The following is a 13,004-nucleotide window of genomic DNA, read 5'->3' as shown; positions in this document are numbered from 1 at the left end:
GCGGCGGGAGTCGCGACTCCCGCCGCGAGTGTATTTCTCCCGCCACACCTCGACGGTGGTGCGGTCGGGACTCGGCGGGGGCGAACACCAGTGCGCTCGCGGCAGCGGCGGGGCCGAACACCGGCGCCGCTCGCGGCAGGGCTGCCGGCGCGCTCGCGATCGGGCTGTACTTCGCGATCCGGCGACCCCGAGCCCTGTCGACCGAGCGTGTTGTGGACTGCCTCAGCGGATCCCGCTGCGCGCGAATCCCTGCACGAAATAGCGCTGGAACAGCACAAACAGCAGGATCATGGGGAGAACCGATAGGAGGGCGAACGCCATGATCGCGCCATAGTCAGACCCGAACTGTCCCTGCAGGAAGAGCAGGCCGATGGGAAGAGTGAAGAGTTGATTCTCTTTCAGGGCGATGAGCGGCCAGGCGAAATCGTTCCAGGTGGAGAGGAAGGTCAGCAGCACCAGCACGGCGATCAGCGGCTTGCAGAGTGGTAGCACGATCTGGATAAAGATACGGAAAGCGCCCGCGCCGTCCATCCTCGCCGCCTCGATGATCTCCCTCGGGATGCCGATGATGAACTGACGCGAAAGAAATATCCCGAATGCGGTTGCCGCCGACGGAAGGATGACCGCCCAGTAGGTTCCGTAGATGCCGAGCTGTGTCACCAGCTTGAACTGCGACACCATGATCACCTGCACCGGCAGCATCAGCGTTGACAGCGTCAGGAGGAAGGTCACGTTATTGCCCGGGAACCTGAGGTGCGCAAACGCGTACCCCGAGAGCAGGTTCATCGACACGGTAAGCGCGGTCACCACCATGGCGATGGCGATGGAGTTGCCGAACCACGTGGCGATGGGGAAGGACGAGAAGACGGTATCGAAATTGTCGAGGGTGAACTGCTGGGGCCAGAGGCGCAGTTGCCGGGTCAGAAGTTCCTCCCGAGGCGAGAACGCGACCACGATCATCCAGTACAGCGGGAACAGCAGCACCACACAACTCGCGATCACCACTATCAGGCGCGCGGCATACGAACGGCGTTCCGGGCCGCTCGATCGCCGACGCCGAAGTGTGCGCAACAGCGTGGTGCTGGGCACGGGTGCCGGAGCGCCGGAATCGGCCGGTCCGATGGCAGCGGGAATGGCGGTGGAGGTGGTCATGATGCGCCTCAGCCGACCTGGTCGCGGGTTCGGCTGAAGCGCCACTGCAGCGCGGTAAACGCGAGGGTGAGGATGAGCAGCACGATCCCGATGGCGGCGGCGTAGCCCTGGTCTCTGGTGACGAAGCCGTTCTGGTAGGCGTAGGTGACGAGCACCGAGGTTGAATATCCTGGCCCCCCGTTCGTGAGGACGTACACGATGTCGAAGACCTGAAACGAATAGATCACGTTCATGACCAGCAGAAAGAAAGTCGAGGGCCCCACCATCGGCACGGTCACGTAGCGAAACTGCTTCCACGAACTCGCGCCATCGATCCGAGCGGATTCGTAGAGTTCGGGCTCGACGCCCTGCAGACCGGCGAGATAGATGATCATATTGAACCCGACCCGCCACCACAGCGTCACGAGCACGACCGAGGCGAAGGCCGCGGCGCCGCCGGACTGCCACGGAATTGCACCGAGGCCGGATGCCTTCAACAACTTATTCAGCACACCATTGTTTTGGTCGAAGATCAGCACCCCCACCAGGGCGGTCGCCACCCCGGAAATGACCATGGGCAGCACAATGATGGTGCGGAACAGGCCGCGCGCGGGAAGGACCGAATTCATCAGGACGGCCAGGCCCAACCCCAGGCCCATGCTCAGCGGCACAATGAGCGCGGTAAACAGGGCGGTATTGAAAGCCGACTGCCAGAAGATGGGGTCGCGAGCCAACCGGGCAAAATTCTCAAAGCCGATAAAGTCGCCCGACCCGAATCCGTTGGTGCTCTGCAGGCTGATGCCTGCCGCCCACCCGACCGGGATGAACAGAAACAGACCCAGGATGATCAGGTTGGGGGCGAGAAACGAGTAGCCCGCGAGAGTCTCGGAATGGCGCCTGCGACGACCGGTGCGGGATGCCCGTCCCGATCGTGTGCCAGCGCCCGCAACGGCACTCACCGGGAGGTCGCCTCCGTGATGCCCGCCGTAATGTTCGCGATCGTGTCATCAGTGCTTTGCCCACCGATGAACGCCTGCTCGAGCTCGTCGCTCAGCACGGTGTTGATCGCCGCCATCGCCGGTGATGCGATCTGTGCGGCGTCGTCGGGACGAACGTTGCTGGCCTGCTGAACGAAGTAGGTCGCAAGGTCACCACGCTCGGCGAACGGCAGATCCTCGCCCACGAGACTCTTCAGAGTGGGAAGCAGGCTCGCACCCACGCAGAAGTTGAACATCGTCTCTTCCCGCGTCATGAACGTGAGGAACTCGGCTGCCAGCTCGGGCTTGGTCGTCTCCGAGGTGGCCACCAGAGCGTTTCCGCCGAGGTCTCCTCCGCCGCGCTTATTGCGAGGGGAGAAGGTCGCTCCCCATTCGAAGGGCGCCAGCTTCGCGGCATCCGGAAGCAGAAACGCACCGGCGAAAGTCATCGTCGAGGTTTCGGAGAAGAAGATGTCACTGGCGAATGTCGATGATTTCACGGAACTGTTCTCGGGTACCAGCCGACGGGGGAAAAAACCCTTGGTGAAATCGACTGCGGCCCGGCCCGCCGCTGAATCGATAGCCGGTGTCATCAGGTCATCGGCGAGGAAGCGACCATCGGCCTGAAAGAGCCAGCTCAACCACCGCGTGACCCCACTGGCCTGCCAGTTGTACGCGAACGGATATCGGTCATCACTCAGCTGCCCTCGCAGGGTGGTGGCGACCTGGTCGAACTCCTCCCACGTCCAGGCTGATTCGAGCGTGTCGGGCACGGCAGTGATCCCGGCCGCCGCGAAGGCATCCTTGTTGTACAGGATGGTGGAGGTGTCAGTGTGGTGCGGCACCCCGTAGGGTGCGCCGTCGAACTGCACGGCCCGCCACATCTGGTCGGTGAACTGGTTACCGACCGCATCGTCGATGTACGGACCCAGATCGAGAAGCTGGCCGCGACCCGAGTACACCCCGAGATTGTCATAGTCGACCCGGAAGATATCCGGGGCCGTGCCCGATTGAAGCTGCGCATCGATATTTTCGAACATCTGGGCAAAGGGAACCACGTTGAGCGTGACTTTTGCCCCGGGGTTTGACTCCTCGAAGGCGGCAATGGCCTGCTCGAAGCCGAGAAGCTCACTGTCGCTTCCCCAGGTCGTAAACGTCAGCTCATCAGCACCCGTGGCCGTGTCGGGGCGGCTGAATCCCGCACACCCAGACAGGGCTGCGACGCCGCCCAACGTGCCTGCCAGTCCAAGAAGCTGTCGCCGATTGAGGTCCATTGTCATTACCTTCCCAGTCGCACTCTGTGCGCATCAGACGATTATGTTGGGACCTGATTTCTGAATCAATGGCTTGCTTATCCGGGTCACATATGACGACTATCGCCAATGTTTCTGGTGCCATTAGGTCCGCTTGGCACTCGGTTGCTTTACTTTACGCTTCTGATCGGGATGACCGCGAGGCCTCCCAGCACCGCCGCGATGGCCGAGCAGACGAAGAGCGACGTGTAGCCGCCGAGTGCCGCGACCACGAACGCTCCGAGCAGCGGCGCGACGGCCTGGGGCACGGTGCTGGCGATGTTCATGATTCCGAGGTCTTTGCCACGGCTGTGCGTGTTCGGCAGCACCTGGGTCGCCAGCGCCTGGTCGACGGCCATGTAGCATCCATACCCCAGCCCGAGTAGGCCTGCGGCGACCTGCGCAATGCTGAAGTCGGGGATGAATGCGAGCAGCAGCGCAGCCACGGCCTGCAGGTACGCGGCGACGTAGACGAACGCCTTGCGGCGCCCGAGCTTATCGCTGAGTTTGCCGAAGCCGAGCGCTGCGGCGATGAAGAAGACCAGGTAGATCACGGTGAGCAGCAGCAGATCCTCCTGCGCGGTCTCAGGCCGTTTGAGGCCATAGATCAGGAAGTACAGCAGCAGGGTCGTGGCGAGAGCGTTGCCGATATTGACCAGGATGCGCCCCAGCAGCGTCCACCCAAAGTCGGGGTGCGCAACGGGATTGACCCAGAACCCCTTGACCAGAGCGAGCAGGTTGAGAGGTGAACGCAGCACCTTCGGCAGCACCTCATCCGGCACCAGGAGTATGAACGGCACCACGAGCACGATGAGCAGCACGGCGACCAGCGTGTACCCGATAAATACGCCCAGGGTGAGGCCGAGCACGAGTGCGAGACCGAGCACGGTTCCGAGTGCCTGCGGTGCGGAGACCCATCCGGAAACAAAGCCGCGCTGGCCGACAGGAACCTGGTCTGAGATGGTGGCGGTGATCCCGGCTGAGACCATGCAGAATCCACTGATCGCGAGCGACCAGAAAATGCCGATGCCCAACAGTGTCGACTGCAGCCCCATCAGGAAGAGGGCGATCGCGAACACCAGGGTGCCGGCGAGCATCCATGGCCGGCGCCGACCGTGCCGCGAGGTGGTGCGGTCTGAGAGAGCGCCGGTCAGCGGATAGACGATGAGAGCGAACGCGCCGGCCACACCCGAGATAATGCCGAAGGCGAGCACGCTGTCGGTGCCGGAGGCGCTACCGACGAGGCTGTCGATCTGGGTGGGAAGCAGAAGCTGCACGGGGGTGAGCTGGGCCATCCAGATGCCCAGCCACGCGGTGGCGAAGAGCGCGATCCAGCCTCCGGTGACCCTGCGTTTCGGTTCGGCGAACAGGGTGAATGCGGCGGGCGGCGAGCTGGGTGATGGTGCGGTCACTGCGCCAGAGTACTAGTTCCCCGGCGTCAGCAACCGCAGCACACGTCTATGCGCTCCGGATGCCCCGCAGCACGATCGCCGTGGCCAGGGCTGCCTCGGCCGCCTCCGCTCCCTTGTCCTCCTTCGAGCCGGGCAGGCCGGCTCGATCGAGGCCCTGCTGCTCGTCGTCGAGGGTGAGCACTCCGAAGCCAACCGGCTTGCCGGTGTCGAGGGCCACCCGGGTCAGCCCGTCCGTTGCCGCCGCGCTGACGTACTCAAAGTGCGGGGTGCCCCCGCGCACGATCACACCCAGGGCAACCACGGCGTCCGCGCCCGCATCGAGGGCCACCTTGCAGGCCAACGGCAGCTCGAAGCTGCCGGGCACCTGCACCTCGGAGACCTCTGCCCCGGAGGCGTGGAGTACGCGCCGCGCGCCGCCGAGCAGGCCGTCCGCGATGCGGTGGTGCCACAGGCCGGAGACGATCGTGACCTTCAAGCCAGTGCCGTTGGTGTCGAGAACCGGGTGTCCTTCGCCGCTCATGAGTTGTGCGCCTTTCGGTAGGTGGATGCCGCCAACGCCTCATCGAGCACGTCGGTCGACGGAATGACGTGACCCATTCGGTCACGTTTTGCTTCGAGATATGCCTCGTTGAACTCCCCGACGCCGACCACCAGCGGCACGCGTTCAACGATGGTGATGCCGCGCTCTTCGAGCTGCCGCAGCTTGTCAGGATTGTTCGTGATCACCCGCACCCGCGAGATGCCGAGGTCGTCCAGGATGGCGACCGCGGCGCTGTAGTCGCGACCGTCGGCCGGAAAGCCGAGAGCGAGGTTCGCATCGAGGGTGTCGAGCCCGTCCTCCTGAAGCCGGTAGGCCTTCAGTTTGTTGATGAGACCGATGCCGCGGCCCTCATGGCCGCGCATGTAGATGACGATGCCGCCCTGCTCGTTGATCAGGTCGAGCGCGGAATCCAGCTGCGGGCCGCACTCGCACTTACCCGAGTGGAACACCTCACCGGTCACGCACTCCGAGTGCACGCGCAACAGGGTGCCATCGGTGGGGGCGCCCTCGTGGGATGTAGGACTGATGATGGCGAGATGGTCGGCCCCGGTCATCCTGTCGCGATAGGCACGAAAGCGGAACGAACCGTGCGCGGTCGGAACCGTCGTCTCGACCTCGAAAATCACGCGCGATGTTTCCGGGATCTCGACGGCCACCGGCACCTCGGCATCACAGTGCCACTCCTGCAGGTAATCGATCAGCGCGGCGATGGTGATCACCGGAATATCCATGGATGCGCCGAGCTCAATGAGCCCCGGCAGCCTCATCATCTCGCCGTCGTCGGCGACGATCTCACCGATCGCCCCGACCGGAACGAGGCCGGCGAGCTTCAGCAGGTCGACGGTCGCCTCGGTGTGGCCGGGTCGCTCACGCACTCCGCCGTCGACGGCGCGCAGGGGGAGGATGTGCCCAGGGCGGTTCAGGCTCGCGGGCGTCGAGTTCACGTCGGCGAGCACCCTGAGCGTGTGCGCACGGTCTGCGGCGCTGATCCCGGTACTCAGCCGGTCAGAGGCATCCACGCTGACCGTGTACGCGGTTCCGAGGCGATCTTGATTCTCGACCACCATCAGTGGCAACTCGAGACGGTCGGCAATCTCATTCGTCATCGGGGCGCAGATGAAACCCGAGGTGTGGCGGATGGTCCAGGCCAGCCACTCCTGCGTCGCCGTCTGGGCAGCCAGGATGACGTCGCCCTCGTTTTCGCGACTCTCGTTATCTGCGACGATGACCGGCTTGCCGGCGCGAAGGGCGTCGAGAGCGGTCGGGATAGTGGTGAGGCTCATCGCGTCAACCTTCCTTCGAGACTGAGCATGCGTTCGACATGACGCGCGAGGATGTCCGTCTCGATGTTCACGCCATCGCCGACGATTTTCGAACCCAACACCGTCGCCGCCAGTGTCTCCGGGATGAGGGACACCTCGAACCAGTCAGGCCCGACCGCACTGACGGTGAGCGAGACCCCGTCAACGGCGATGGAACCCTTGCGAGCGACGAGTGGCGCGACATCCGGTGTCAGGCTGAATCGCACGACACGCCAGGCGCTGCCATCCTCGATCGACGTGATCGCTGCCGTGCCGTCGACGTGACCCTGCACAATATGGCCGCCGAGGCGATCGCCCACCAGCGCCGCCCGCTCGATGTTGACACGCTGGCCCGCCGCCATGTCGCTGAACGTCGACATCGCGATAGATTCGGCCATGACGTCGGCGGTGAACCAGTCGGGGCCCTGGTCGACAACGGTCAGGCACACTCCGCTGACCGAAATGGAATCGCCGTGTCTTGCGTCGCTCACCGCGAGGGGTGCGCGCACGGTGATGCGTGCGGCGTCGACGCTGGGCTCCCAGGCGGTGACCTCGCCCAGCTCTTCGATGATTCCGGTGAACATTAGTGGCCTTCCTTTGGGGTGTCTTCGAGTGGTCGTGCGGTGACCAGGATGTCGTTGCCGAGGTAATCAACCGACGTGATGCGCAGCTGACGGGCATCACCGAGGCTCGGGACACCGATGTCGGCGACCGCGACTCGATCGCCGCCGAGAAGCATGGGGGCGAGGTAAAGAAGGTACTCATCAACGAGTCCGGCGGCGATGAATGCGCTGGCCAGGGTGGGCCCTCCCTCCACGAATGCGCGACGGATGCCCTGCTCGTACAGCCATCCGAGGATGTCCTCCAGGTCTCGGCTGCCCGTCTCAAGCACCCCGCGTGGATGCTCCCAGAGTTGCGCATCACCTGGGATGGGACGCTCGCCGATCACCACCGGAAGGGGTTGTTGCGGCATCAGCTCCCCGGCGTCACCGCGTGCGGTGAGTGACGGATCATCTGCCAGGACCGTGCCGGTGCCGACCAGGATCGCGTCGCTGGCGGCGCGCTGTTCGTGCACTCGCTGCCGTGACGCGGTGCCAGTAATCCACTGGCTGGAGCCATCGGCTGCCGCGGCGCGGCCGTCAAGGGACGACGCCCACTTGACGGTCACGAATGGTCGCCTCTTGCCTGTCGCCACCAGCCATACTCGTTGAAACTCGGCAGCCTCGGCTTCCAGTACACCGGCAACCACGTCGACTCCGGCCTCGCGCAGGCGTTGAGCGCCCCCCGCCGACCCGACGCCGGGATCCTGTACGGCGTACACCACGCGCTCGATGCCGGCCGCGATGAGCGCTTCGCTGCACGGCCCCGTATGGCCTGTGTGGTTGCACGGCTCGAGGGTGACGACGGCAGTCAGCCCGAGGGCGCTGCGCACTTTCGACAGCGCGTCCACCTCGGCGTGAGGCGTACCGGCACCTCGGTGCCAGCCTTCGGCGACGATCACACCGGCTGCATCAAGCAGTACGCACCCCACCTGCGGATTGATACCGGTCGCCGGGCCGTTGGCCGCGAGCTCGAGCGCACGGCGCATCGCGGGCTCATAGGCCGCGCTGCCCTGGGGCGCGCTGCCCCGGGCCGTGCCATAGCTCTCGACGGTCATCCGGTTGCCTTCGTCTTCGTGAAAGACGGACTCCGGGTGTGCGGTCGTGGGACCTGTTTCGCGGTCGCGCCATAGTGGCCCTGGTGCGAAACTCGTGCTACCTCTCATCCGGACTGAGGATTGTTGCCAATCCATTACCGTCGGTCCCGGAATTCCACCAGGTCAGCAGCATCAGGGGTTTCGCCCATCCGCCGCTCGCGGACTATCACCGCCGGTTCGGACTTTCACCGACCCCGGAGCACGTACTTATTGCTTACGAGTGTACTCAACGCCCCTGTGACGCGGATATTCCCTGCGTCAGGCGACCCGCACTTCACCGGCCGAGCGGTGCTCAGTGGCGGAGGGCACCTACCCCGAACAGCTTCTGAAGTCGCTTGATTCCCTCCACAAGGGGCTCGTCGCCCAGCGCGTACGAGAGTCGCAGGTATCCCGATGGTCCGAAAGCCTCGCCCGGCACCACGGCGACATCAGCCTGCTCGAGAATGAGATCGGCAAGCTCTAGCGAGGTGGTGGGGGTGACCCCGCCCCATTCGCGCCCGAGAAGTCCCGTGACATCCGGATACACGTAGAAAGCACCCTCGGGGTTCGGGCACCACAGCCCGTCGATCTTGTTGAGCTCAGCAACGATGGTTTTGCGGCGGCGGTCAAACGACTGGCGCATCACCTCCACCTGGTCCTGGGGCCCGTTGAGAGCCTCGATCGCCGCACGTTGAGAGATGTTCGACACGTTCGACGAGAGGTGCGACTGAAGGTTGGCCGCGGCCTTGATGGCGTCGGCGGGGCCCACCATCCAGCCGAGCCGCCATCCGGTCATCGCGTAGCTTTTGGCGACGCCGTTGACGAGGATTGTGCGGTCCGCGAGTTCCGGCACTGCCTCGACAATAGATACGGCTCGCACACCGTCGTAGACCAGGTTTTGGTAGATCTCGTCCGAAATGACCCACAGCCCGTGCTCAAGCGCCCACTGGCCGATTGCCCTGGTCTGCTCGAGCGAATAGACGGAACCCGTCGGGTTCGAGGGGGATACGAACAGCAGTACCTTGGTGCGGTCTGTGCGGGCCGCCTCGAGCTGCTCGACCGTCACGAGGTAGCCCTGGTCGGCACCCGCAAATACGTCCACCGGCACCCCGCCGGCGAGCTTCACGGCCTCGGGATATGTCGTCCAGTACGGAGTGGGCAGCAACACCTCATCACCCGGGTCGAGCAGGGTGGCGAACGACTGGTAGACGGCCTGCTTGCCCCCGTTAGTGACAATGACCTGCGTCGGGGAGACGACCAGGCCGCTGTCCCGGAGGGTCTTGGCGGCGATGGCTTCGCGCAACTCGGGCAGCCCGGCCGCGGGCGTGTACCGGTAGTTCTTCGGGTCGAGCACGGCTCGGGACGCCGCTTCCACGATATTCGCGGGCGTAGCAAAATCCGGTTCCCCTGCCGCATAGCTGATAACGGGCCGTCCCTCAGCCTGGAGGGCTTTGGCCCTGGCATCCACTTTCAGCGTGGCTGACTCGGCGATGGCGGAGATTCGACGGGAGATTCGGGGGAGGGTCACGATTCCAGTTTAGGCTGCGGCTCGCGGGAATCAGGTGGCTGGCCACTGCCACAGTGGCTGCAGTTGCGCAACCTTGCGACGGGTGGCGAAGAGTGCTCGACTAGGGCTTGCCGAGGCCCCGGTAGGTCCAGCCCGCCGCGCGCCACGCCGGGGCGTCAAGGCAGTTCCTGCCATCGATGACGATCCTGTCCCTGACCAGATTGCCCGCCCAGACAGGGTCCATGTGCCGAAACTGGTCCCACTCGGTGACGAGCACGACAGCGTCGGCGTTCGCTAGCGCATCCGCGGGCTCGACCGCATATTCGAGCTGCGGGTGGATGCGACGCGAATTCTCGATGGCGTGTGGATCAGTCGCCACGACCGTCGCACCGAGCCCTCTCAGCTGCACCGCGACATCCAGCGCCGGCGAATCGCGGATATCGTCGGAGAACGGCTTGAACGCCAGGCCGAGGACGGCGACCTTTTTACCGTTGACCGATCCGCCCAGGGATTCGACGGTGAGGTCGACGACGCGCTGGCGGCGCCGCAGGTTGATGGCGTCGACCTCTTTGAGGAACGCGACGGACTCGCCTCGACCGAGTTCTTCCGCCCGCGCGGTGAACGCCCTGATGTCTTTGGGCAGGCATCCGCCACCGAAGCCGACGCCGGCACCGAGAAAGCGGCGGCCAATCCTCGGATCGAGGCCGATGGCATCCGCTAGTTGGGTCACGTCTGCGCCGGTTGCCTCGGCGATTTCAGCCATCGCGTTGATGAATGAGATTTTCGTAGCGAGAAATGCGTTTGCTGATGCCTTCACGAGCTCGGATGTTGCATAGTCGGTCACGATGAGAGGAGTTCCCGCGTCAAGCGCGGACCTGTACACGGCGTCGAGGAGGGCTTTGGCGCTGACAGCTTCCGCCTCGGCAGGCGGAAGCCCGTACACAAGCCTGTCGGGAGAGATGGTGTCTTTCACGGCGAAACCTTCGCGCAGAAACTCCGGATTCCATGCCAGCGATGCTCCGGTTCCGGATGCGGCGACCGCGGCCGCGAGGTTCGTCGCCGTGCCCACCGGAACCGTCGACTTCCCGACGACGAGGTCACCCGCGTTGAGGAAGGGGATGAGGGCGTCCAGCGCACCATTCACGGAGGTGAGATCAGCGGCATATGAGCCCCTCTTCTGGGGTGTGCCGACCGCGATGAAGTGAACCCTGGAGCCAGCGGCGTCCTCCATCCTCGTGGAGAAACGAAGTCGGCCTGAGGCCGTCGCCGAGGCCAGAATGTCGGGAAGCCCAGGCTCAAAGAATGGAGCCTTGCCAGCCGACAGGGCATCGATCCTGGATTGGTCGACGTCGATGCCGATGACGTCGTGGCCGAGTTCGGCCATAGCCGCGGCGTGCACGGCTCCGAGGTATCCGCATCCGATGACAGAAAGTTTGATGGTGTTTCTCCTTCACAGATTCCTGCGACAGCTACGCCCAGTCTGGGGCATTTTTATGGGGAAGTTCGATGACGTACACTGGTCGCGGTAGTTGAATTCTGCCAAGTTTTTGCGCGCCCTCGACCGATGATTTTTACGCGTGTGTATTTACGCGTGAATGTCGCTGGTGCATGGCATCGCAAATGCATAGGGCGGTGGCTCAATTGGTAGAGCAGCGGTCTCCAAAACCGCAGGTTGCAGGTTCAAGTCCTGTCCGCCCTGCTAGTCCCTGCACGCAGTTTTGTGTTCAGTTTTGTGATCAGCGGGTATCGGAAGGTAGTGACTAGTGGCAAGAAAAGTGATCGACGATCCCAGTGAGGACGTCGTAGCCAATGCCAGGAATGATCGCGCCCAGAAGCGAGGTCCGCTCGCCGGAATCATGCTGTTCCTGCGCCAGGTCATCGGCGAATTGCGCAAGGTGGTCACACCTACCCGCAAGGAACTGCTGAGTTATACGCTTGTTGTCCTGGTTTTCGTCGTCATCATGATGGCCCTGGTATCCGGGCTCGACTTCGGGTTCAGTGCCCTGGTCAACTTCCTGTTCGGCGATCCCACCGTCGCAGGCTGATCCAACCACCCTTTCGGCGATCTGCGCGTCGCCCAGAGAACATAAGCAACGAAAAGAGATTTTGTGCCTGAGAACCACCGCGACGACTTTGAGCGTGCTACGGCCGCAGAGCAGTCTGCCGAGGTCGACGAAGAGCAGACAGGCAACACTGATGCCGCTGCCGGTAGGTCCGAAGAGGCTGCCGAGCACGAGGCTATGCATGTGATTGATGACGACGAAGAAGAGGGCGACCTCGCCGGGCTGCTCGAGGCACTCGATGCAGCAATCGACCCTGAGGCCGATTCCATCGTCGACGACGCACTCGATATTGATTCGGTGGATGAGGCTGACGCCTCCGTCGCGGCAACCGACGACGAAGCTGACATCGACGCCGAGGAAGAAGCAGCCGAAGAGGCCGATGTCACTCCTTATGACGGTCCTGACCCCGGCGCCGAGCTGGATGCGGCCGACGCCGATTCGGCCGACACCGACGCGACCGACATCGACCCGTACGACGAATTCAAGTCAGAACTTCGCGAGAAGCCTGGCAAGTGGTACGTCATCCACTCCTATGCCGGTTTTGAGAAGCGGGTCAAGCAGAACATCGACAACCGCAAGATTTCGATGGCGATGGAAGAGTACGTCTTCGAGGTGCAGGTGCCGATGGAAGATGTCGTCGAGATTAAAAATGGCCAGCGCAAGCTCGTGAACCGCGTGCGCATCCCCGGCTACGTGCTCGTGCGCATGGACCTCAACGAGGACAGCTGGTCTGTCGTGCGTCACACGCCCGGGGTTACCGGTTTCGTGGGCAACTCACACAACCCGCGCCCTCTTCGATTCGAGGAGGCGTTCAACATGTTGAAGAGCCTCGTGCAGATCGTGGAAGCCCCCGCAGCCAAGGGGGCTCCAGGCAAGGGCAAGAACCCCTCCCGAGTCATCCCCGCCGAGATCGACTTCGAGATTGGCGAAACCATCACCATCAAGGAAGGCTCGTTTGCGGGTCTGCCCGGCTCGATCAGCGAGATCAAAGCGGAGAGCGGCAAACTCATTGTGCTCGTGTCGCTCTTCGAGCGTGAGACCCCGGTCGAGCTCAGCTTCGACCAGGTCACCAAGATGTAGTTCTCCTTGGCAGGAAAAGGGCGCA

General features: G+C 63.7%; 12 protein-coding genes, 1 tRNA gene and 1 riboswitch. Of the genes, 3 read left to right on the top strand and 10 right to left on the bottom strand.

What is annotated here, in order from left to right:
- Positions 1-222: 222 nt before the first annotated feature.
- From RMN95_RS01190 to RMN95_RS01145, 10 genes are all read right to left on the bottom strand, one after another.
- A complete protein-coding gene (locus RMN95_RS01190; protein ID WP_309615137.1) occupies positions 223-1,152 on the bottom strand; it encodes a carbohydrate ABC transporter permease in 930 nt (309 codons plus the stop codon).
- Between the two features lie 8 nt (positions 1,153-1,160).
- A complete protein-coding gene (locus RMN95_RS01185) occupies positions 1,161-2,090 on the bottom strand; it encodes a sugar ABC transporter permease (protein ID WP_309615136.1) in 930 nt (309 codons plus the stop codon).
- A complete protein-coding gene (locus tag RMN95_RS01180; RefSeq protein ID WP_309615135.1) occupies positions 2,087-3,382 on the bottom strand; it encodes a sugar ABC transporter substrate-binding protein in 1,296 nt (431 codons plus the stop codon). The genes RMN95_RS01185 and RMN95_RS01180 overlap by 4 nt, the downstream gene beginning before the upstream one ends.
- A 149-nt stretch (positions 3,383-3,531) precedes the next feature.
- Positions 3,532-4,812, bottom strand: a complete 1,281-nt coding sequence (locus RMN95_RS01175; protein WP_309615134.1) for an MFS transporter — start codon at positions 4,810-4,812, stop codon at positions 3,532-3,534.
- Positions 4,813-4,858: 46 nt separating this feature from the next.
- Entirely contained in the window at positions 4,859-5,332 is a 474-nt protein-coding gene (ribH, locus tag RMN95_RS01170; protein WP_309615133.1) for a 6,7-dimethyl-8-ribityllumazine synthase, read from the bottom strand.
- Positions 5,329-6,636, bottom strand: a complete 1,308-nt coding sequence (ribA, locus tag RMN95_RS01165) for a GTP cyclohydrolase II (protein WP_309615132.1) — start codon at positions 6,634-6,636, stop codon at positions 5,329-5,331. The genes ribH and ribA overlap by 4 nt, the downstream gene beginning before the upstream one ends.
- A complete protein-coding gene (locus RMN95_RS01160) occupies positions 6,633-7,238 on the bottom strand; it encodes a riboflavin synthase (protein ID WP_309615131.1) in 606 nt (201 codons plus the stop codon). The genes ribA and RMN95_RS01160 overlap by 4 nt, the downstream gene beginning before the upstream one ends.
- The gene (gene ribD / locus RMN95_RS01155) at positions 7,238-8,311 is read right to left on the bottom strand and encodes a bifunctional diaminohydroxyphosphoribosylaminopyrimidine deaminase/5-amino-6-(5-phosphoribosylamino)uracil reductase RibD (protein WP_397545218.1); all 1,074 of its coding nucleotides are present in this window, start codon (positions 8,309-8,311) and stop codon (positions 7,238-7,240) included. The genes RMN95_RS01160 and ribD overlap by 1 nt, the downstream gene beginning before the upstream one ends.
- A 91-nt stretch (positions 8,312-8,402) precedes the next feature.
- A riboswitch (FMN riboswitch) is annotated at positions 8,403-8,556 on the bottom strand.
- An 86-nt stretch (positions 8,557-8,642) separates the two neighbouring features.
- Entirely contained in the window at positions 8,643-9,857 is a 1,215-nt protein-coding gene (locus tag RMN95_RS01150) for a pyridoxal phosphate-dependent aminotransferase (RefSeq protein ID WP_309615130.1), read from the bottom strand.
- A 100-nt stretch (positions 9,858-9,957) separates the two neighbouring features.
- Positions 9,958-11,274, bottom strand: coding sequence for a UDP-glucose/GDP-mannose dehydrogenase family protein (locus RMN95_RS01145; RefSeq protein ID WP_309615138.1), 1,317 nt, complete (start codon positions 11,272-11,274; stop codon positions 9,958-9,960).
- A gap of 188 nt (positions 11,275-11,462) precedes the next feature.
- Between RMN95_RS01145 and RMN95_RS01140 the strand changes: the two genes are divergently transcribed.
- The 3 genes from RMN95_RS01140 to nusG all read left to right on the top strand — a co-directional run bounded on the left by RMN95_RS01140 (position 11,463) and on the right by nusG (position 12,979).
- Positions 11,463-11,535 (top strand) — tRNA-Trp (locus tag RMN95_RS01140).
- A gap of 64 nt (positions 11,536-11,599) precedes the next feature.
- Positions 11,600-11,881 carry a preprotein translocase subunit SecE gene (gene secE / locus RMN95_RS01135; protein ID WP_309615129.1) on the top strand — a complete coding sequence of 94 codons (282 nt, stop codon included), beginning with the start codon at positions 11,600-11,602 and terminating at the stop codon, positions 11,879-11,881.
- 63 nt (positions 11,882-11,944) lie between these two features.
- Positions 11,945-12,979 (top strand): transcription termination/antitermination protein NusG, encoded by a 1,035-nt coding sequence (gene nusG / locus RMN95_RS01130; RefSeq protein WP_309615128.1) that lies wholly within the window; start codon positions 11,945-11,947, stop codon positions 12,977-12,979.
- The last annotated feature ends 25 nt before the right edge of the window (positions 12,980-13,004 follow it).

The organism is Salinibacterium sp. (assembly GCF_031364185.1).
Lineage (GTDB): Bacteria > Actinomycetota > Actinomycetes > Actinomycetales > Microbacteriaceae > Rhodoglobus.
Note: the sequence above shows the minus strand (reverse complement) of the source record. Positions and strands in the feature narration are given on the sequence as shown.